The organism is Bacillus bruguierae (assembly GCF_037104725.1).
GTDB lineage: Bacteria > Bacillota > Bacilli > Bacillales > Bacillaceae_G > Bacillus_A > Bacillus_A bruguierae.
This window is the reverse complement of the sequence record NZ_JBAWSX010000023.1, coordinates 25,829-46,684: the sequence shown is the minus strand read 5'-3', so window position 1 is coordinate 46,684 and position 20,856 is coordinate 25,829. Positions and strand designations below refer to the sequence as shown.

Annotated in this window: 29 protein-coding genes; all 29 read right to left on the bottom strand. The window is 40.8% G+C overall.

Translation table 11 applies throughout. The features are described from left to right. Window positions 1-57: 57 nt before the first annotated feature. A complete protein-coding gene (gene map, locus WAZ07_RS23995; protein ID WP_242224054.1) occupies window positions 58-804 on the bottom strand; it encodes a type I methionyl aminopeptidase in 747 nt (248 codons plus the stop codon). Beyond that, entirely contained in the window at window positions 804-1,454 is a 651-nt protein-coding gene (locus WAZ07_RS23990) for an adenylate kinase (protein WP_035433699.1), read from the bottom strand. Before WAZ07_RS23990 ends, map begins: the two co-directional genes overlap by 1 nt. A gap of 53 nt (window positions 1,455-1,507) precedes the next feature. Beyond that, window positions 1,508-2,806: a preprotein translocase subunit SecY gene (gene secY, locus WAZ07_RS23985; RefSeq protein WP_090918553.1), complete on the bottom strand. Its 1,299-nt coding sequence runs from the start codon at window positions 2,804-2,806 to the stop codon at window positions 1,508-1,510. Beyond that, window positions 2,806-3,246, bottom strand: a complete 441-nt coding sequence (gene rplO, locus WAZ07_RS23980; RefSeq protein ID WP_020062308.1) for a 50S ribosomal protein L15 — start codon at window positions 3,244-3,246, stop codon at window positions 2,806-2,808. The genes secY and rplO overlap by 1 nt, the downstream gene beginning before the upstream one ends. Before the next feature lie 33 nt (window positions 3,247-3,279). Next, window positions 3,280-3,462, bottom strand: a complete 183-nt coding sequence (gene rpmD, locus WAZ07_RS23975) for a 50S ribosomal protein L30 (protein ID WP_242224051.1) — start codon at window positions 3,460-3,462, stop codon at window positions 3,280-3,282. 17 nt (window positions 3,463-3,479) lie between these two features. Next, the gene (gene rpsE, locus WAZ07_RS23970; RefSeq protein WP_090918555.1) at window positions 3,480-3,980 is read right to left on the bottom strand and encodes a 30S ribosomal protein S5; all 501 of its coding nucleotides are present in this window, start codon (window positions 3,978-3,980) and stop codon (window positions 3,480-3,482) included. 21 nt (window positions 3,981-4,001) lie between these two features. After that, window positions 4,002-4,364, bottom strand: coding sequence for a 50S ribosomal protein L18 (gene rplR, locus WAZ07_RS23965; RefSeq protein ID WP_336474430.1), 363 nt, complete (start codon window positions 4,362-4,364; stop codon window positions 4,002-4,004). 31 nt (window positions 4,365-4,395) lie between these two features. Next, window positions 4,396-4,935: a 50S ribosomal protein L6 gene (gene rplF, locus WAZ07_RS23960; RefSeq protein ID WP_336474429.1), complete on the bottom strand. Its 540-nt coding sequence runs from the start codon at window positions 4,933-4,935 to the stop codon at window positions 4,396-4,398. Between the two features lie 31 nt (window positions 4,936-4,966). Continuing rightward, entirely contained in the window at window positions 4,967-5,365 is a 399-nt protein-coding gene (gene rpsH, locus WAZ07_RS23955; RefSeq protein WP_090918559.1) for a 30S ribosomal protein S8, read from the bottom strand. A gap of 29 nt (window positions 5,366-5,394) precedes the next feature. Further along, the gene (gene rpsN, locus WAZ07_RS23950; RefSeq protein WP_020062302.1) at window positions 5,395-5,580 is read right to left on the bottom strand and encodes a 30S ribosomal protein S14; all 186 of its coding nucleotides are present in this window, start codon (window positions 5,578-5,580) and stop codon (window positions 5,395-5,397) included. Between the two features lie 33 nt (window positions 5,581-5,613). Then, on the bottom strand, window positions 5,614-6,153 hold the full coding sequence (gene rplE, locus WAZ07_RS23945; RefSeq protein WP_090918560.1) for a 50S ribosomal protein L5: 540 nt from the start codon (window positions 6,151-6,153) through the stop codon (window positions 5,614-5,616). Window positions 6,154-6,179: 26 nt separating this feature from the next. Then, entirely contained in the window at window positions 6,180-6,491 is a 312-nt protein-coding gene (rplX, locus tag WAZ07_RS23940) for a 50S ribosomal protein L24 (RefSeq protein WP_090918562.1), read from the bottom strand. Window positions 6,492-6,529: 38 nt separating this feature from the next. After that, the gene (rplN, locus tag WAZ07_RS23935) at window positions 6,530-6,898 is read right to left on the bottom strand and encodes a 50S ribosomal protein L14 (RefSeq protein WP_011983254.1); all 369 of its coding nucleotides are present in this window, start codon (window positions 6,896-6,898) and stop codon (window positions 6,530-6,532) included. A 43-nt stretch (window positions 6,899-6,941) separates the two neighbouring features. Continuing rightward, window positions 6,942-7,205 (bottom strand): 30S ribosomal protein S17, encoded by a 264-nt coding sequence (gene rpsQ / locus WAZ07_RS23930; protein ID WP_011983253.1) that lies wholly within the window; start codon window positions 7,203-7,205, stop codon window positions 6,942-6,944. Window positions 7,206-7,225: 20 nt separating this feature from the next. Continuing rightward, on the bottom strand, window positions 7,226-7,426 hold the full coding sequence (rpmC, locus tag WAZ07_RS23925) for a 50S ribosomal protein L29 (RefSeq protein ID WP_000855718.1): 201 nt from the start codon (window positions 7,424-7,426) through the stop codon (window positions 7,226-7,228). Next, complete coding sequence (gene rplP / locus WAZ07_RS23920; protein WP_020062298.1) at window positions 7,416-7,850, bottom strand: 50S ribosomal protein L16; 435 nt, start codon at window positions 7,848-7,850, stop codon at window positions 7,416-7,418. The genes rpmC and rplP overlap by 11 nt, the downstream gene beginning before the upstream one ends. A gap of 1 nt (window position 7,851) precedes the next feature. Next, window positions 7,852-8,511 carry a 30S ribosomal protein S3 gene (rpsC, locus tag WAZ07_RS23915; RefSeq protein ID WP_035433709.1) on the bottom strand — a complete coding sequence of 220 codons (660 nt, stop codon included), beginning with the start codon at window positions 8,509-8,511 and terminating at the stop codon, window positions 7,852-7,854. A gap of 3 nt (window positions 8,512-8,514) precedes the next feature. Further along, entirely contained in the window at window positions 8,515-8,856 is a 342-nt protein-coding gene (gene rplV / locus WAZ07_RS23910; RefSeq protein WP_011983250.1) for a 50S ribosomal protein L22, read from the bottom strand. Between the two features lie 17 nt (window positions 8,857-8,873). After that, window positions 8,874-9,152, bottom strand: coding sequence for a 30S ribosomal protein S19 (gene rpsS, locus WAZ07_RS23905; RefSeq protein ID WP_090918566.1), 279 nt, complete (start codon window positions 9,150-9,152; stop codon window positions 8,874-8,876). A gap of 60 nt (window positions 9,153-9,212) precedes the next feature. Beyond that, complete coding sequence (gene rplB / locus WAZ07_RS23900) at window positions 9,213-10,043, bottom strand: 50S ribosomal protein L2 (protein WP_090918568.1); 831 nt, start codon at window positions 10,041-10,043, stop codon at window positions 9,213-9,215. A 28-nt stretch (window positions 10,044-10,071) separates the two neighbouring features. Further along, window positions 10,072-10,362 (bottom strand): 50S ribosomal protein L23, encoded by a 291-nt coding sequence (gene rplW / locus WAZ07_RS23895; RefSeq protein ID WP_020062294.1) that lies wholly within the window; start codon window positions 10,360-10,362, stop codon window positions 10,072-10,074. After that, the gene (gene rplD, locus WAZ07_RS23890) at window positions 10,362-10,985 is read right to left on the bottom strand and encodes a 50S ribosomal protein L4 (RefSeq protein WP_336474428.1); all 624 of its coding nucleotides are present in this window, start codon (window positions 10,983-10,985) and stop codon (window positions 10,362-10,364) included. Before rplD ends, rplW begins: the two co-directional genes overlap by 1 nt. 26 nt (window positions 10,986-11,011) lie before the next feature. Further along, window positions 11,012-11,644 carry a 50S ribosomal protein L3 gene (gene rplC / locus WAZ07_RS23885; RefSeq protein ID WP_336474427.1) on the bottom strand — a complete coding sequence of 211 codons (633 nt, stop codon included), beginning with the start codon at window positions 11,642-11,644 and terminating at the stop codon, window positions 11,012-11,014. 33 nt (window positions 11,645-11,677) lie between these two features. Continuing rightward, entirely contained in the window at window positions 11,678-11,986 is a 309-nt protein-coding gene (gene rpsJ / locus WAZ07_RS23880) for a 30S ribosomal protein S10 (protein ID WP_001040596.1), read from the bottom strand. A gap of 389 nt (window positions 11,987-12,375) precedes the next feature. Continuing rightward, complete coding sequence (gene tuf / locus WAZ07_RS23875; protein ID WP_090918574.1) at window positions 12,376-13,563, bottom strand: elongation factor Tu; 1,188 nt, start codon at window positions 13,561-13,563, stop codon at window positions 12,376-12,378. A gap of 118 nt (window positions 13,564-13,681) precedes the next feature. Further along, on the bottom strand, window positions 13,682-15,760 hold the full coding sequence (fusA, locus tag WAZ07_RS23870) for an elongation factor G (RefSeq protein WP_336474426.1): 2,079 nt from the start codon (window positions 15,758-15,760) through the stop codon (window positions 13,682-13,684). Between the two features lie 208 nt (window positions 15,761-15,968). After that, window positions 15,969-16,439: a 30S ribosomal protein S7 gene (gene rpsG, locus WAZ07_RS23865; protein WP_020062289.1), complete on the bottom strand. Its 471-nt coding sequence runs from the start codon at window positions 16,437-16,439 to the stop codon at window positions 15,969-15,971. Window positions 16,440-16,468: 29 nt separating this feature from the next. Then, window positions 16,469-16,891 carry a 30S ribosomal protein S12 gene (gene rpsL, locus WAZ07_RS23860; protein WP_090918580.1) on the bottom strand — a complete coding sequence of 141 codons (423 nt, stop codon included), beginning with the start codon at window positions 16,889-16,891 and terminating at the stop codon, window positions 16,469-16,471. A gap of 352 nt (window positions 16,892-17,243) precedes the next feature. Further along, a complete protein-coding gene (gene rpoC / locus WAZ07_RS23855; protein WP_336474425.1) occupies window positions 17,244-20,855 on the bottom strand; it encodes a DNA-directed RNA polymerase subunit beta' in 3,612 nt (1,203 codons plus the stop codon). Between the last annotated feature and the right edge of the window lies 1 nt (window position 20,856).

The following is a 20,856-nucleotide window of genomic DNA, read 5'->3' as shown; positions in this document are numbered from 1 at the left end:
CCCTTCTTCAAATCAGTAACATTCTACACTGTTCTGAAATTCCGGAGAGCCAGCTACCTATAAAGTGGTAAGGATTTCGTATCCTGCTTCTGTAAGAGCAATCGTGTGCTCGAAATGTGCACACCATTTACCATCTACCGTTACCACTGTCCAGTCATCAGATAGTGTTTTTACATATCGTCTTCCTTGGTTCACCATCGGCTCAACACAAATGACCATTCCCGGTTTTAATCTAGGCCCTTGATTTGGTGGACCATAGTGTGGGATTTGTGGGTCTTCATGTAAGTCTTGCCCGATTCCGTGACCGACATACTCCCTAACGATCGAGAATCCACTATCTTCAACATACGTTTGAATCGCATGCGAAATATTTGATAATCGCTCGCCCGGTTTTGCGTGTTCTAGACCAAGATACAACGATTTTTCTGTGACATCAAGTAGCTTTTGAACAGATTCGGAAATGTTTCCTACTGGATACGTCCATGCAGAATCTCCATGGTATCCATTATATTTCGCACCAATATCGATACTAATAATATCGCCTTCTTGGAGCTTGCGCTTTCCTGGAATCCCGTGTACAAGCTCTTCGTTTACCGAAGCACAAATGCTTCCCGGAAATCCGTTGTATCCTTTAAAAGATGGCACAGCGCCATATTTTAGAATCGTTTTTTCCGCTATTTGATCGAGCTCTTTCGTTGTAATTCCTGGGGCAATATGCTTTTTTAACTCTTGATGAGTTAAAGCAACAATCTTGCCAGCTTCTCGCATAATCTCGATTTCGCGAGGAGTTTTGCAAATAATCATTACGCTAAGCCTCCGATGAGAAGATCGACATCAGCAAATACTTTATCGATATCTTGCTCACCATTAATGCTTTTTAAGTAACCAAGCTCTTCGTAGAAATCAAGCAACGGCTTTGTTTGCTTAATATTCACTTCTAAACGATTTGCTACAGTTTCTTCGTTGTCATCAGAACGCTGATATAACTCGCCACCACACTTATCGCACACGCCCTCTTTTGCTGGCGGATTGAATTCTAAGTGGTAAGTCGCACCGCACTCTTTACAAATGCGACGGCCTGTTAAACGTTTTAGCAGTAATCCTGAATCCACATTAATGTTTAAAACATAATTGATCTTTTTGCCAAGATCTTTCATGATTTCTTCAAGAGCTGAAGCTTGTGCAACTGTTCGTGGAAAACCATCTAATAAGAAGCCTTTTACACAGTCTTCTTGACTCAAACGCTCACGCACGATTCCGATTGTAACTTCATCTGGTACAAGTGCTCCTTTATCAATAAAGGACTTAGCTTGTAAACCAAGTTCAGTTTCATCTTTCATAGCAGCACGAAACATGTCTCCTGTTGAAATGTGAGGGATGTTATACTTGGCAACAATCTTTTCGGCCTGTGTGCCTTTACCGGCACCTGGAAGCCCCATTAAAATTAAGTTCATCTGTATTCCCCCTCATGAATGAGCATACAGGGAAGATGAATCTTCCCGCTTACTCACTGTTTGATAAACCCTTTGTAATGGCGTTTTACTAATTGACTTTCGAGCTGCTTCATTGTTTCTAAAGCAACACCGACAACAATTAGTAAACTTGTTCCACCTATCTGTGCAGATTGTGGCAGGTTTGCAAATTTAATAAATAAAACAGGCAGGATTGCAATCGCTGCTAAGAAAATTGCACCTACAAAGGTCAAACGATACAAGATCTTTGTTAGATACTGTTCTGTATTCTTACCCGGACGAATACCAGGAACATATCCACCTTGTTTATTTAAGTTTTCAGCCATCTGTTCAGGATTTACTTGAACAAATGCATAGAAATATGCAAAGGCAATAATTAGTGCAACATATACGATCATACCCACTGGATGAGAATAGTTAAAGTTTTTAATAATCCACTGCGATATTTCATGTTTCGGGAAAAACTGTGCAATAGTCGGAGGCGTAATCAAGAATGAAACAGCAAAAATTACTGGAATAACACCGGCACTATTTACCTTAAGTGGTAAATGAGTGTTTTGTGCTCCAGTATAACCACCGTTTCCAGTTACGCGCTTCGCATATTGAATCGGGATTTTTCTAACAGCTTGCTGAATGTAAATAACACCAACAATAACTGCTAACACAGCTAACAAAATTAAACCAACTTTTACGATACGGATGAACAATTGATCTCCAGCATCTTGGAACTGCTGTGCATACACTTGATTTATAGTATTTGGGATCGCTGCGGTAATACCTGCAAAGATGATGATAGAAATACCATTTCCTACTCCCTTTGCTGTAATTAACTCACCTAACCACATTAAAAATGCAGTTCCGGCAGTTAGTACCGTTGCAATATATAAATAAGTTGACCAGCTAGGATCCAAAATTAATTGTCCACCTGCCATACCGTTAAAACCGATTGACATACCAATTGCTTGAATAAAAGCAAGAACAATTGTAAAGTAGCGGGTAAACTGAGCTAGTTTACGACGACCCATTTCACCTTGTTTTGACCACTCCGTAAATTTAGGAACAACATCCATCTGCAATAATTGCACGATGATGGATGCTGTAATGTACGGCATGATTCCCATCGCAAAGATGGAAAAGTTTTTTAAGGCTCCGCCGCCAAATGTATTCAGAATGCCCAATACATTCAACTGGTCTTGCGCTCTCAGTACATCTGCATTTGTATGAGGCACTGGGATGAACGTGCCAATTCGAAACACGATTAACATCGCTAAAGTGAATAATATTTTATTTCTTATCTCAGCAACGCGCATAAAGTTGGAGATTGTGCGAAACATTAGATCACCTCAACTGTTCCGCCAGCTGCTTCAATAGCTTCTTTTGCACTTGAAGAGAATTTATGAGCTTTAACAGTAAGCTTTTTCTCTACAGCACCGTTTGCAAGAATTTTAACACCGTCGTTTAATTTGCTGATAACGCCAGTCTCAAGCAATAATTCAGGTGTTACTTCTGTACCGTCTTCAAAACGATTTAACGTTGTTAAGTTAACGATAGCAAATTCTTTACGGTTGATGTTTGTGAAGCCGCGTTTTGGTAAACGACGGAATAATGGAGTTTGACCGCCTTCAAAACCAAGACGAACACCGCCACCAGAACGTGCGTTTTGTCCTTTATGACCTTTTCCAGCAGTTTTACCATTACCAGAACCGATACCACGACCTACACGATTACGAACTTTACGAGAACCTTCTGCAGGTTGTAATTCATGAAGTTTCATTCCCAGGCACCTCCTTATATTGATGAGTTATGATTAAGCTTCTTTTACAGTTATAAGGTGAGAAACTTTGTTGATCATACCGCGAATAGCAGGAGTTTCTTCCTTAACTACAGTTGAATTCAACTTTTTAAGACCTAAAGCTTCTACAGTCGCACGTTGATCTTGCGGACGACCAATTACACTACGAGTGAGGGTAATTTCTAACTTTTTCGCCATTATGTTTTCCCTCCTTCTTAACCTAGTAGCTCTTCTACAGATTTACCGCGTAATTTTGCTACATCTTCAGCACGCTTAAGATCTTTTAATCCGTTCACAGTAGCACGGATCATGTTAATTGGTGTGTTAGAACCAAGAGATTTAGAAAGAATATCTTGTACACCAGCTAATTCAAGAACCGCACGAACTGGACCACCAGCGATAACTCCAGTACCTTCTGCAGCAGGTTTTAAGAATACTTCACCTGCTCCAAAGTTACCGATAATTTGGTGTGGAATTGTTGTACCAACTAATGGTACTTCGATTAAGTTTTTCTTAGCATCTTCAATAGCCTTGCGGATTGCATCTGGTACCTCTTGCGCTTTACCAGTACCGAATCCAACATGACCGTTTTTATCACCAACTACAACCAGTGCAGCGAAGCGGAAACGACGACCACCCTTAACAACCTTCGCAACACGGTTTATCGTAACTACACGTTCTTCAAGTTCAAATTTACTTGGGTCAATGCGACGCATCTATTTTCCCTCCTTTGACCATTAAAATTGTAAGCCAGCCTCACGAGCAGCTTCAGCTAAAGCTTTAACACGACCATGGTATAAGTAACCGCCGCGATCAAATACTACTTCTTTAACGCCTTTCTCTACAGCACGTTTAGCAACGATTTCGCCAACTTTAGTAGCAGCTTCGATGTTGCTTGTACCGTTAAGAGTAAGTTCTTTATCAAGAGTAGACGCGCTTGCTAATGTTACACCGTTTACATCATCAATTACTTGAGCGTAAATGTGTTGATTAGAACGGAACACGTTTAAACGTGGACGCTCAGCAGTACCAGCAAGCTTTGCACGTACACGTGCATGTCTTTTCTTACGAACCACATTTTTATCAGGTTTAGTGATCATTCTTGTCACTCCTTTCTTTCACCTAACGGGTTTACTTAGCAGTTTTACCTTCTTTACGACGTACAACTTCGCCTTCGTAACGAATACCTTTGCCTTTATATGGCTCTGGAGCACGTACAGCGCGAACGTTAGCAGCGAATTCGCCAACACGTTGCTTGTCGATACCTTTAATTACGATCTTTGTAGGAGCAGGAACTTCAACTTCAAGACCAGCTTCTGGAGTCATCTCAACTGGGTGAGAATAACCTACGTTTAATACAAGTTTGTCACCTTGTTTTTGTGCACGGTAACCAACACCGATTAATTCAAGTCCGCGAGCGAAACCTGTTGTTACACCTTCAACCATGTTTCCAAGAAGAGCACGAGTTGTTCCGTGTAATGCACGGTGTTCCTTCTGTTCAGTAGGACGTTCTACTGTTAAGATATTTTCTTCAATTTTGATAACCATATCAGCATTGAAAGTACGAGTTAATTCACCTTTAGGTCCTTTTACAGTTACCGTATTATCTTCTGCTACTGTAACTGTAACACCTGCAGGGATTTCAAGAATCTTTTTACCAATACGAGACATGTGGTCACACCTCCGTTCGTTTAAATATATATTACCAAACGTATGCTACTACTTCTCCACCAGTTTGTAATTGACGAGCATCTTTGTCCGTCATTACGCCCTTAGATGTAGAAACAAGTGCAATACCTAATCCGTTAAGTACACGTGGTACTTCATCAGCTTTTGCATAAACGCGTAAGCCAGGCTTACTAATACGCTTTAATCCAGTGATTACACGCTCATTGTTAACACCGTATTTTAGGAAAATACGAAGGATGCCTTGTTTGTTATCCTCGATGTATTCCACATCACGGATGAAACCTTCACGTTTTAAGATTTCAGCGATTTCTTTTTTGATTTTAGAAGCAGGAACTTCTAATTTATCATGACGTACCATGTTCGCATTACGGATGCGAGTAAGCATATCTGCAATTGGATCTGTCATCACCATGTGTTTTACCTCCTTCCCATTTGTGGGTTTTACCAACTAGCTTTTTTAACACCAGGAATTTGACCTTTATATGCAAGTTCACGGAAACAAATACGGCAAAGTTTAAATTTGCGGTATACAGAATGCGGACGACCGCAGCGCTCGCAACGTGTATAGTCTTGTACTTTAAACTTAGGAGTACGCTTTTGTTTCGCAATCATAGATTTTTTAGCCACGTTTTCGCCTCCTCTACTTAGCGTTGGCTTCCATTATTTTTGGAATGGCATACCGAATTGTGTTAAAAGTTCACGAGCTTCTTCATCAGTTTTCGCTGTAGTAACGATTACGATGTCCATACCACGAACTTTGCTCACTTTATCATAATCAATCTCAGGGAAAATTAATTGCTCTTTAACACCTAATGTGTAGTTACCACGACCATCGAAAGATTTCTTAGAAACACCACGGAAATCACGTACACGTGGTAAAGAAACTGATACTAATTTGTCGAAGAACTCATACATTTGCTCGCCGCGTAAAGTAACCTTTGCACCGATAGGCATACCCTCACGAAGACGGAAACCTGCGATAGATTTTTTAGCGCGAGTTACAACAGGCTTTTGACCTGCGATTTGTGTTAATTCTTCTACAGCACTATCTAATGCTTTAGAATTGGATACCGCGTCACCAACACCAGTGTTGATTACGATCTTTTCGATTTTCGGTACTTCCATAACAGATTTATAGTTAAACTTGCTCATAAGAGCAGGAGTAATTTCTTTTTGGAATTTATCTTTAAGGCGATTCAATGAAGGGACCTCCTTTCATATAGAACTTATTTATCTAATAATTCACCAGATTTTTTTGCAACACGAACTTTTTTACCATCTTCCACTTTGTAACCTACGCGAGTAGGTACACCTGTTTTAGGATCTAATGGCATAACATTAGATACGTGGATAGGTGCTTCTTTCGTGATAATTCCACCTTGTGGATTTAATTGAGATGGCTTAGAGTGCTTCTTAACGATGTTAACACCCTCAACGATAACACGGTTTTCTTTTGGGAAAGCTGCAAGGATAACACCTTGTTTTCCTTTGTCTTTACCACTGATTACCTGTACTTTATCACCTTTTTTTACATGCATCTTACTTCTGCACCTCCTTAGCAAGGCAATACCTTAAATTATAGAACTTCTGGAGCTAAAGAAACGATCTTCATGAAGTTGCTATCACGTAATTCACGAGCTACTGGTCCGAAGATACGAGTACCACGTGGGCTCTTATCGTCTTTAATGATAACCGCTGCGTTTTCATCAAAACGAATGTAAGAACCGTCTGGACGACGAGCACCGCTCTTCGTACGTACTACTACTGCTTTAACAACGTCACCTTTTTTAACAACGCCACCTGGTGTTGCTTGTTTTACCGTAGCAACGATAATATCACCGATGTTTGCGTATTTACGACCAGAGCCGCCTAATACTTTGATTGTTAAAAGTTCACGTGCGCCAGAGTTGTCAGCTACTTTCAAACGAGATTCTTGTTGGATCATGTTATGAAACCTCCCTTCGGACTTAAAATTCCGATTCGTCTATTTAGATAATAACCGCTTCTTCAACGATTTCAACTAAACGGAAACGCTTAGTAGCAGAAAGCGGGCGAGTTTCCATGATTTTTACGATATCGCCAACTTTTGCTTGGTTTTGCTCATCATGCGCTTTGTATTTCTTAGAATACTTAACGCGTTTTCCATATAAGGAATGAGTTTTGTAAGTTTCAACTAAAACTGTAATCGTTTTGTCCATTTTGTCAGAAACAACACGACCAGTGTAAACTTTGCGTTGGTTACGTTCGCTCACTTTGCAAACCTCCCCTCAATTTATCGATTAATTCCGATCTCTCTTTCACGAACTACAGTTTTCATACGAGCAATCGCTTTACGCACTTCACGGATGCGTGTTGGATTCTCTAATTGGCCTGTAGCAAGTTGGAAGCGAAGGTTAAACAACTCTTCCTTTAATGCTTTAACTTTTGTTTCGATTTCAGCAGTGGTTAATTCACGAATATCATTAGTTTTCATTAGATTCACCACCATTTTCTTCACGTTTTACGAATTTACATTTCACTGGTAATTTGTGAGCTGCAAGACGTAATGCTTCACGTGCTACCTCTTCAGATACGCCCGCAATTTCAAACATAACCTTTCCAGGTTTTACAACTGCTACCCAACCTTCAGGAGCCCCTTTACCGGAACCCATACGTACTTCTAGAGGCTTAGCAGTGTAAGGTTTAGAAGGGAAAATTTTAATCCAGACTTTACCGCCACGTTTCATATAACGAGTCATTGCACGACGAGCTGCTTCGATTTGACGGTTTGTAATCCAAGATGCTTCTTGAGATTGTAAACCAAACTCACCAAAATGTACTTCAGCGCCACCTTTTGCGCGACCACGCATTTTACCACGATGCTCTCTACGATATTTTACGCGTTTAGGCATTAACATATTATTTTCCTCCTTCCTCAGAAGCTTTCTTTTTTGTAGGAAGGACTTCTCCACGGTAGATCCATACTTTTACACCTAATTTACCGTACGTTGTATCAGCTTCAGCTGTTGCATAGTCAATATCAGCGCGAAGTGTATGAAGTGGAACAGTTCCTTCACTGTAAGATTCTGCACGAGCGATATCAGCTCCGCCAAGACGACCAGAAACCTGTGTTTTAATACCTTTAGCTCCTGCACGCATAGCACGTTGAATTGCTTGCTTTTGTGCACGACGGAAAGATACACGGTTTTCTAATTGACGAGCGATGTTTTCGCCCACTAATTTAGCGTCAAGATCAGCTCTCTTAACTTCTAAAATGTTGATGTGTACACGTTTACCTGTTAATTGGTTAAGAGCTTTACGAAGTGCTTCAACTTCTGTACCACCTTTACCAATTACCATACCAGGTTTTGCCGTGTGAATTGTAACATTAACACGATTTGCCGCACGCTCAATTTCTACTTTAGAAACAGCAGAATCTTTTAAGCGAACGTTAATGTATTCACGAATTTTGATGTCTTCATGTAAGAACGTAGCGTAGTCTTTTTCAGCGTACCAACGAGATTCCCAATCGCGGATAATACCGACGCGAAGACCAACTGGATGAACCTTTTGACCCATCGATTATCCCTCCTTCTTTTCTGATACCACAACTGTAATGTGGCTTGTGCGTTTGTTAATTTGGCTTGCACGACCCATTGCACGTGGACGGAAACGTTTTAACGTTGGACCTTCGTCAACGAAAACTTTCTCAACAACTAAGTTGTTTACATCCATTTCGTAGTTATGTTCTGCATTTGCAATTGCAGATTTCAAAACTTTTTCTACAACTGGAGAAGCAGTTTTTGGTGTGTGGTTAAGGATAGCAATCGCTTCACCCACTTGCTTACCTCGGATTAAGTCTACTACTAAACGAACTTTACGAGGAGCAATACGAACTGTTCTCGCTACTGCTTTAGCTTGCATTGAAGTGCCTCCTCTCATTATCTTCTAGTTTTCTTATCGTCAGCATCATGACCTTTGTACGTACGAGTTGGTGCGAACTCACCTAACTTGTGGCCTACCATATCTTCAGTTACGTATACAGGAACGTGTTTACGACCATCATATACAGCGATTGTATGACCAATAAACTGTGGGAAGATCGTTGAACGACGAGACCAAGTTTTTACAACTTGCTTTTGCTCAGTTTCATTTAACTTTGTCATTTTGTTCATTAAATGATCATCGACAAATGGTCCTTTTTTCAAGCTACGAGCCATTTTGGTGCCTCCCTTCGTGATTGCCGTACGGTTCTAGAAATGAACCGTACTACAACCCCATTATTTTTTACGACGACGAACGATGAATTTGTCAGACGCTTTATTTTTCTTACGAGTCTTGAATCCAAGAGTTGGTTTACCCCATGGAGACATTGGAGACTTACGTCCGATTGGTGAGCGACCTTCACCACCACCGTGTGGGTGATCAACTGGGTTCATTACAGAACCACGAACAGTTGGGCGCTTACCTAACCAGCGAGAGCGACCTGCTTTACCAATTTTAATAAGTTCATGGTGCTCATTACCTACTTGACCTACTGTAGCGCGACAAGCAGATAACACTAAGCGTACTTCACCAGAAGTTAAACGTACAAGTACGTATTTACCTTCTTTACCAAGTACTTGAGCAGATGTACCAGCAGAACGAACTAATTGTCCACCACGACCTGGTTTAAGCTCGATGTTATGAACAACTGTACCTACTGGAATGTTGATTAATGGTAATGCATTACCGATTTTAATGTCCGCTTCTGGGCCAGACATGATTTCCATACCTACTTCTAAGTTTTTAGGAGCAAGGATGTAACGTTTTTCACCGTCAACGTAGTTAATTAATGCGATATTCGCAGAGCGGTTTGGATCGTATTCGATCGTAGCAACGCGTCCTGGAATTCCATCTTTGTTACGTTTAAAGTCGATGATACGGTATTGACGTTTGTGTCCGCCACCTTGGTGACGTACAGTAATTTTACCTTGGTTATTACGTCCAGCCTTTTTGCTTAAAGGCGCAAGTAATGATTTTTCCGGTCTATCAGTCGTGATTTCAGCGAAATCGTTCGTAGTCATGTTACGACGACCGTTAGTAGTCGGATTATACTTTTTGATTGCCATCTGATTTTCCCTCCTTCTTTAGTAAGGATTAAACTCCTTGGAAGATCTCGATTTCTTTGCTGTCAGCAGTAAGCTTAACGATTGCTTTACGACGACGGTTAGTAAAACCAGCGTGACGACCAACACGTTTTGCTTTTGGTTTGTAGTTCATGATATTTACTTTATCAACTTCAACACCAAAGATCGCTTCCACAGCATCCTTAACTTCCGTTTTATTAGCTTTAACGTCCACATCGAACGTGTATTTTTTTTCAGCCATCATTTCCATAGAACGTTCAGTGATAACTGGGCGCTTAATGATATCACGAGGATCTTTCATTATGCAAGCACCTCCTCTACTTTTTCCACTGCCGCTTTTGTCATGATTAGCTTATCATGATGAAGAACGTCTAATACGTTCACGCCATCAGCAGTGATTACTGTTACTCCAGGGATGTTGCGAGCAGATAACTCAACAGCTTCGTTTGCATCAGCAGTTACGATAAGAGCTTTCTTCTCAACAGCTAATCCTTTAAGAACTGCTACCATGTCTTTTGTTTTTGGTGCATTTAATACTAAATCCTCAAGAACTACGATGTTGTTCTCAACTACTTTAGTAGCTAATGCAGATTTGATAGCTAAGCGACGAACTTTTTTAGGTAGTTTGTAAGCATAGCTTCTTGGTGTAGGTCCGAATACCGTACCACCACCACGCCATTGAGGAGAACGGATAGAACCTTGACGAGCACGTCCAGTTCCTTTTTGACGCCATGGTTTGCGACCTCCACCGCGTACTTCAGAGCGAGTTTTTACTTTGTGTGTACCTTGACGTAAAGATGCACGTTGCATCGTTACAGCTTCAAAAAGTACAGCTTGGTTTGGTTCGATACCGAAAATAGTTTCAGCTAATTGGATTTCACCAACTTCAGAACCAGTTTGGTTAAATAACTTTACTTTTGGCATTGGGGTTCCTCCTTTCTTATAGAAAATTATTTGCTAGCCTTAACAGCACTACGAACAACTACAAGAGATTTCTTAGCGCCAGGAACATTGCCTTTTACTAATAGTAAATTACGTTCAACATCAACTTGAACGATTTCTAAGTTTTGAATAGTAACTTGGTCTCCGCCCATACGTCCAGCAAGTTTTTTGCCTTTGAATACACGGTTCGGAGCAACAGGGCCCATTGAACCAGGACGACGGTGGTAACGAGAACCGTGAGACATAGGTCCGCGAGATTGTCCGTGGCGTTTAATAACACCTTGGAAACCTTTACCTTTAGAAATACCTGTTACGTCTACAATTTCACCTGCAGTGAAAACTTCTACTTTTACCTCTTGACCAACTTCTTGTCCTTCAACGTCTGCATCGCGAAGTTCGCGAATGAAGCGCTTAGGAGCAGTAGTTGCTTTAGCAACGTGACCTTGTTCAGGTTTGTTAGCTAATTTTTCGCGTTTGTTATCAAAACCTAACTGAATTGCGTTGTAGCCATCAGTTTCAACAGTTTTCTTTTGAAGGATCACGTTTGGAGTCGCTTCGATAACAGTTACAGGAATTAGCTCGCCATTTTCAGCAAATACTTGAGTCATACCGATCTTTTTTCCTAAGATTCCTTTGGTCATGAGTTACACCTCCTACATTTTAACTTATATAAATTATAGTTTGATTTCGATATCTACACCAGATGGTAGGTCTAAACGCATTAAAGAGTCTACTGTTTGCGGAGTAGGGCTCACGATGTCGATTAGACGTTTGTGCGTGCGCATTTCAAATTGCTCACGAGAATCTTTGTATTTATGAACCGCACGAAGAATCGTGTAAACAGTTTTTTCAGTTGGTAATGGGATCGGACCAGAAACTGTCGCCCCAGAACGCTTAGCTGTTTCTACAATTTTCTCAGCTGACTGATCAAGAATACGGTGATCATAAGCTTTTAAACGAATACGAATTTTTTCTTTTGCCATTATTTTCCCTCCTTCGTTCGCCTATTTTAAAAATAGACATTCTCCATGGAAATTTCCACACACTCGCCATGGCAAAGCGGCCGGGTGTGTCAGCAACCTTCCACTTCATCGCAGTCAAAGACCAACATTGTTTATTATACAACGTTTCTAGTCTAGATGCAACACTTTATTTGTGCACATCATCATTTACTGTACTTTTGCTATTATACATGGTACTTTAATGAATTTCAAGTTTTCATCTGTCGTAATTACTTTAACAGTTTTTGGTCGCAAGGTTTTACGATTTATATATTATAGAAGAAACTCGTCAAAACTTAAAAAATAGGTTTTATCTATTATAAATAAAAAACCCAAGGGAAAATCCCTTGGGTTTCATATATCAGTTAAGATTACTCAACGATAGTTGCAACTACACCGTAACCTACTGTACGTCCACCTTCACGAATAGAGAACTTAGTTCCCTCTTCGATAGCGATTGGAGCGATAAGTTCGATAGTCATTTCGATGTTGTCACCAGGCATTACCATTTCAGTACCTTCTGGTAATTGGATGATACCAGTTACGTCAGTTGTACGGAAATAGAATTGCGGACGGTAGTTAGCGAAGAATGGAGTGTGACGTCCACCTTCTTCTTTAGATAATACGAAAACTTCAGCTTTGAATTTAGCGTGAGCTTTTACAGAGCCAGTTTTAGCAAGAACTTGTCCACGTTGGATTTCTTCACGAGCTACACCACGAAGTAGTGCACCGATATTGTCTCCAGCTTGTGCTTGGTCAAGAAGCTTACGGAACATTTCTACACCAGTTACAGTTGTAGATTTGTTTTCTTCAGTGAAGCCGATGATTTCTACTACGTCACCAACTTTAACGATACCACGCTCTACGCGACCTGTAGCAACTGTACCACGACCTGTGATAGAGAACACGTCCTCAACAGGCATTAAGAATGCTTTTTCAGTGTCACGTTCTGGAGTTGGGATGTAAGCGTCAACTTCGTTCATTAATTCGATGATTTTTGCTTCCCACTCAGCATCTCCTTGAAGAGCTTTAAGAGCAGAACCTTTAATTACAGGGATATCATCGCCTGGGAAGTCGTATTCAGATAATAGATCGCGAACTTCCATTTCTACTAATTCTAGTAGCTCTTCGTCGTCAACCATGTCGCATTTGTTTAAGAATACAACGATGTAAGGAACACCTACTTGACGAGAAAGAAGGATGTGCTCACGAGTTTGAGGCATTGGGCCATCAGCAGCAGATACTACTAAGATACCGCCGTCCATTTGAGCAGCACCAGTGATCATGTTTTTAACATAGTCAGCGTGACCTGGGCAGTCAACGTGTGCATAGTGACGAGTTTCAGTTTCGTACTCAACGTGCGCAGTTGAGATTGTGATACCGCGCTCTCTTTCTTCTGGAGCAGCATCGATTTGGTCGTAACCTTTCGCTTCAGCACCACCAGCTTTTGCAAGAACTGTAGTGATAGCAGCAGTTAATGTAGTTTTACCATGGTCAACGTGGCCGATTGTACCAATGTTAACATGTGGTTTAGAACGTTCGAATTTAGCTTTTCCCATTCTAAATTCCTCCTTGTTTATATAGATTATTTTATATTTAGACTAGAAAGTAAGGGACCTAAGCCCCGCTTTCTAAGCTTACATAAGTAGTTATACTTGAACAATCGATAAAAATCAATTATTCACCTTTATTTTTTTTAACAATTTCTTCTGAAATAGACTTCGGTACTTCTTCATAATGATCAAATGTCATTGAGAATGTTCCGCGTCCTTGCGTGTTAGAACGTAATGCCGTTGCATAACCGAACATTTCAGAAAGTGGAACCATAGCACGAACAACTTGCGCGTTACCACGAGCTTCCATACCTTCTACGCGTCCACGGCGAGAAGTTACGTCACCCATGATATCTCCCATGTACTCTTCAGGAATTACAACTTCAACTTTCATCATTGGTTCAAGAATTACTGGGTTACATTTAGAAACCGCAGCTTTAAGAGCCATAGATGCAGCGATTTTGAACGCCATCTCAGAGGAGTCAACATCATGGTAAGATCCGTCAACTAATGCAGCTTTAATGTCTACTAGAGGATAACCAGCTAGTACACCATTTTTAAGTGCATCTTCAAGACCTGCTCCTACAGCTGGGATGTATTCACGTGGAACTACACCACCAACGATCTTGTTTTGGAACTCGAATCCTTTACCTTCTTCGTTAGGTTCAAACTCAATCCAAACGTGACCGAATTGTCCACGACCACCAGATTGACGAGCGAACTTACCTTCAACTTTCGCAGCAGCGCGGAAAGTCTCACGGTATGCTACCTGAGGAGCACCAACGTTTGCTTCCACTTTGAATTCACGGCGCATACGGTCAACGATGATATCAAGGTGAAGTTCACCCATACCAGCGATGATTGTTTGGCCAGTTTCTTGGTCAGTGTGAGCACGGAATGTTGGATCTTCTTCAGAAAGCTTAGATAATGCTGTACCCATTTTATCTTGGTCAGCTTTAGATTTTGGTTCGATAGCTACAGAGATAACTGGCTCTGGGAATTCCATAGACTCAAGGATAACAAGGCTCTTCTCGTCACAAAGAGTATCACCAGTTGTAGTATCTTTTAAACCAACAGCAGCAGCGATGTCACCAGCGTAAACTGTTGAAATCTCTTCACGGCTGTTTGCGTGCATTTGTAGGATACGACCTACACGCTCACGCTTACCTTTAGTTGAGTTTTTCACGTATGATCCAGAGTTTAACACACCAGAGTACACACGGAAGAATGTTAACTTACCAACATAAGGGTCAGTCATGATTTTGAATGCTAATGCTGCGAAAGGCTCTTCATCGCTAGAATGACGTTCTACTTCTTCATCTGTGTCCGGAAGAGTACCTTTAATAGCTGGTACGTCTAATGGAGATGGTAGGTAGTCGATAACTGCATCTAACAGAATTTGAACACCTTTATTTTTGAATGCAGAACCACAGATTACTGGGAAGAATTCTACAGAAGTTGTAGCCTTACGGATACCAGCTTTAAGCTCTTCTACAGTGATTTCTTCACCTTCTAGGTACTTCATCATCATTTCTTCATCAAGCTCTGCTACCGCTTCGATAAGTTTTCCGCGGTATTCATCAGCTAATTCTTTATGTTCTGCAGGAATTTCAATACGTTGAATATCTGTTCCTAAGTCGTTTGCATACATGTATGCACACTCTTCTACTAGGTCGATAATTCCTGTAAACTGATCCTCAGCACCGATTGGTAACTGAATTGGATGTGCGTTTGCTTGTAAACGGTCATGAATTGTTCCTACAGAGTATAAGAAGTCTGCACCGATCTTGTCCATTTTGTTAACGAACACGATACGTGGTACACCGTAAGTAGTAGCTTGGCGCCAAACAGTTTCTGTTTGTGGTTCTACACCAGATTGCGCGTCAAGTACTGCTACCGCACCATCAAGTACGCGTAAAGAACGTTCTACTTCTACAGTGAAATCTACGTGTCCTGGAGTGTCAATGATGTTTACACGATGACCTTTCCATTGAGCTGTAGTTGCCGCAGAAGTAATTGTGATACCACGCTCTTGCTCTTGCTCCATCCAGTCCATCTGAGATGCACCTTCGTGAGTTTCACCGATTTTGTGAATGCGGCCTGTGTAGTACAGGATACGCTCAGTTGCTGTTGTTTTACCAGCATCGATGTGAGCCATGATACCAATATTACGAGTGTTTTCTAAGGAGAACTCTCTTGTCATTTGGTGTCTTTCTCCTTCCTAATATGGATTGGATTTTTTTATTTTAAGTAGCAAAAAAGCCACTTTATTTTGTTACATATGTCAGTATGTCTAGTACCCTCATTATGTAAAACGAGCGCCCATTGAAAGGGAGAGGAATTCTCCCTCTCCACACTTCCATAAGCGACAAATAAAGCGGTTTATGCTTATAGTTATTTTTCGTTGAATCCTACCAACGGTAATGAGCAAATGCTTTGTTAGCTTCTGCCATTTTGTGAGTGTCTTCACGTTTCTTAACAGATGCACCAGCGTTGTTAGCTGCATCTAAGATTTCGTAAGCTAAACGCTCTTCCATAGTTTTTTCACCACGAAGACGAGCGTAGTTTACTAACCAGCGAAGACCTAAAGTTGTACGGCGTTCTGGACGAACCTCAACTGGAACTTGGTAGTTAGCACCACCAACACGACGAGCGCGTACTTCAAGAACAGGCATGATGTTCTTAAGAGCTTGCTCGAATACTTCCATTGGTTCGTTACCAGTACGTTCGCGAACGATATCGAACGCATTATAAAGAATTGTTTGAGATTTACCTTTTTTACCGTCAACCATCATTTTGTTGATTAGGCGTGTTACAAGTTTAGAATTGTACATTGGATCTGGTAACACGTCACGTTTCGCAACAGGTCCTTTACGAGGCATATTGAGTTCCTCCTTTCAGTTCAGTTTTATTATTTCTTAGCAGGTTTTGGTCTCTTAGTACCATATTTAGAACGTCCTTGCATACGTTTGTCAACACCAGCTGTGTCAAGCGCACCACGAACGATGTGGTAACGTACCCCTGGTAAGTCTTTTACACGACCACCGCGAATTAATACTACGCTGTGTTCTTGTAGGTTATGACCGATACCTGGGATGTAAGCAGTAACCTCGATACCATTTGTTAAACGTACACGAGCGTATTTACGTAACGCTGAGTTCGGTTTCTTCGGAGTCATTGTACCAACACGAGTACATACACCACGTTTTTGAGGTGCAGAGATATCAGTTGCTTTTTTCTTTAAAGAGTTGAAACCTTTGTTTAACGCAGGTGATTTAGATTTCCATACTTTATCAGTACGTCCATTTCTCACTAATTGGTTAATAGTAGGCATTAATTTATCCTCCCTTCGCACGTTTGTATGACCACATATCCAGGTGGTTCATTATTAGTTGAAAACAAAGTTTTTGCAAGGGAGAGCAAATGCTCTCTCCTCACAAAAACAGTTTTAACTTGTTATTCCTATCACTGAAGCTCCTACTTGATCTCACTCATTTTCATGTTAAGATCCAGTTTTGAAAAAGTATGTTATGTTGCATTGCTAAAAGCTACGACAACGTTCTAACTATACCGTGTTGAATTACATTCAACGTTTATTAAGGAGCAACCTTGCTTATATTAACATTTTGCATCGCATAATGTCAACTAGGATTATTTTTTTTATGCAAAATTTACGACGGAAAATTTTAGTTTTCTACGTAAACCTCGTCATTTTCTACATTTATTTCTTCTTGTGCTGTTTTCACAAGATCGACTTTACGGTAACGATTCATACCTGTACCAGCTGGAACAAGCTTACCGATAATAACATTTTCTTTCAGACCAAGAAGTTCGTCACGCTTACCTTTAATTGCCGCATCAGTTAACACACGAGTTGTTTCCTGGAATGATGCTGCAGATAAGAACGAATCTGTTTCAAGTGAAGCCTTCGTAATACCAAGAAGGATTGGACGCGCCGTTGCTGGTTGCTTGCCTTGAAGCAACACTTTCGCATTTGCATCTGTAAATTGATGGATATCAAGTAATGTTCCTGGTAATACGTCTGTTTCACCAGCATCGATTACACGAACTTTACGAAGCATTTGGCGAACCATTACTTCAACGTGCTTATCACCAATTTCTACCCCTTGCATACGGTATACTTTTTGTACCTCACGAAGCAAGTATTCTTGAACTGCCGTAATATCTGTTACTTTCAGTAATTCTTTCGGATCGATAGAACCTTCAGTAAGTTCTTTACCGTGTTCGATGCGGTGTCCTGGAGCTACTTTTAAACGAGCGCCATAAGGAATTGCATACGTACGAGCTTCTACATCACCTTGTACAACAACTTCTTGGCGATCTTTCACATCGTTAATCGCTGCAACAACACCATCAATCTCACTGATAACCGCTTGCCCTTTCGGATTACGCGCTTCGAAAATCTCTTGAATACGCGGTAAACCTTGTGTGATATCGTCTCCAGCAACCCCACCTGTATGGAATGTACGCATCGTTAACTGTGTACCTGGCTCACCGATAGATTGAGCTGCGATAATACCTACCGCTTCTCCTACTTCTACGTCTGTACCAGTAGCTAAGTTACGACCATAACACTTCTTACATACGCCGTGGCGTGTGTTACATGTAAATGCAGAGCGGATGTACAATTGTTCAACGCCTGATTTTTCGATGATATGAGCGATATCTTCTGTAATTAATTCATTTTCACGAACTAACACTTCGCCTGTTTCTGGATGTTTCAGAGTTTTTCTTGCGAAACGTCCTACAAGACGATCGTATAAGGATTCGATAATTTCGTTTCCTTCTTTAATTGCGCCAATTAATAAACCACGATCTGTTCCACAGTCATCTTCACGAACGATAACATCTTGTGCAACGTCAACAAGACGACGTGTTAAGTAACCAGAATCGGCAGTTTTAAGTGCTGTATCGGCAAGACCTTTACGCGCACCATGCGTAGAGATGAAGTACTCAAGTACCGTTAAACCTTCACGGAAACTTGATTTGATTGGAAGTTCGATGATACGTCCAGATGGGTTGGCCATCAAACCACGCATACCAGCAAGCTGAGTAAAGTTCGATGCGTTACCACGGGCACCAGAATCACTCATCATGAAGATCGGGTTGCGCTTATCTAGAGTTTTCATCAGTTTTCCTTGGATAACGTCTTTTGCATTACTCCAAATAGAGATAACGCGATCATAACGTTCTTCTTCCGTGATTAAACCACGACGGAATTGTTTAATTACTGTATCTACTTTTGCTTGCGCTTCACGCAAGATTTCTTCTTTTTCACCTAATACAAGGATATCCGCTACCCCAACTGTAATACCAGCTTTTGTAGAATATTTAAATCCTAGGTTTTTCATACGATCAAGCATGCGAGACGTTTCTGTAATCTTGAAACGTTTAAATACTTCCGCAATGATATTACCAAGAATTTTCTTGCTAAATGGCGCCACTTCTTCGCGACTAGCAATAATTTCTCTTACGTTAGAACCTTTTTCAACAAAGTATTCCACTGGAGTTTCTTTCTCCAAGTTTGTTTTTGTTGGTTCATTAATGTAAGGGAATGATTTCGGTAAGATTTCATTGAATATTAACTTACCAACTGTTGTTAACAACAGCTTGCTGTTTTGCTCTTCTGTAAACGTTTCGTTATTTACAGAGCTTGCTGCAACAGCAACACGAGTATGCAAGTGTACATATCCGTTTTGGTATGCAAGTAATGCTTCGTTCGTATCTTTGAAAATCATACCTTCACCAATTGCACCCGCGCGCTCAAGCGTTAAGTAGTAGTTACCTAATACCATATCCTGAGACGGTGTAACAACTGGTTTTCCATCTTTCGGGTTCAAAATGTTTTGTGCAGCTAACATAAGAAGACGAGCTTCTGCCTGTGCTTCTGATGATAACGGAACGTGAACCGCCATTTGGTCACCGTCAAAGTCCGCGTTGTATGCAGTACATACAAGTGGATGCAGACGAATTGCACGACCTTCTACCAATGTAGGTTCAAACGCTTGAATACCAAGACGGTGAAGCGTTGGAGCACGGTTTAAAAGTACAGGGTGTTCTTTAATTACAGACTCTAAAACATCCCAAACTTCAGGTTGTACTCGTTCAATTTTACGTTTAGCACTCTTAATGTTGTGCGCTAAACCTTTTCCTACTAACTCTTTCATAACGAAAGGTTTGAACAGTTCCAGCGCCATTTCTTTTGGCAGACCGCATTGGTACATTTTCAGGTTCGGTCCTACAACGATAACGGAACGACCAGAGTAGTCAACACGTTTACCTAATAAGTTTTGACGGAAGCGTCCTTGCTTACCTTTTAACATATGGGAAAGAGATTTTAACGGACGGTTACCAGGTCCAGTAACTGGACGACCACGACGACCGTTATCAATTAAAGCATCTACTGCTTCTTGTAACATACGCTTTTCGTTTTGGACAATAATGCTTGGTGCACCTAAGTCTAATAAACGTTTTAAACGATTGTTACGGTTAATTACACGACGATATAGGTCGTTTAAGTCAGAAGTTGCAAAACGTCCACCATCTAACTGTACCATCGGGCGAAGTTCTGGTGGGATAACTGGAAGAACATCTAGAATCATCCAAGATGGTTCGTTTCCAGAGTTACGGAATGCTTCTAATACTTCTAGACGTTTAATAGCGCGCGTACGACGTTGTCCTTGCGCTGTTTTTAACTCTTCTTTTAAGAAGTCTACTTCTTTATCTAAATCGATATCTTGTAATAACTTCTTAATTGCTTCTGCGCCCATGGAAGCTTGGAAAGAGTTTCCGTATCTATCGCGATACGCACGGTATTCTTTCTCCGAAAGAAGTTGCTTCTTATCAAGTGGTGTATCTCCACTTTCTGTTACTACATAAGAAGCGAAATAAATTACTTCTTCAAGCGCGCGAGGGGACATGTCTAAGACAAGTCCCATGCGGCTTGGGATACCTTTGAAATACCAAATATGAGATACAGGAGCAGCTAATTCAATATGACCCATACGTTCACGACGAACTTTCGCACGCGTTACTTCAACGCCGCATCGATCACAAACTACACCTTTATAACGGACACGTTTATATTTACCACAATGACATTCCCAGTCTTTTGTTGGACCGAAAATACGCTCACAGAACAAACCGTCTTTCTCTGGTTTCAATGTACGATAGTTAATCGTTTCGGGTTTTTTTACTTCCCCATATGACCAAGAGCGAATTTTGTCTGGTGATGCAAGTCCAATCTTCATATATTCAAAGTTGTTTACATCTATCAAG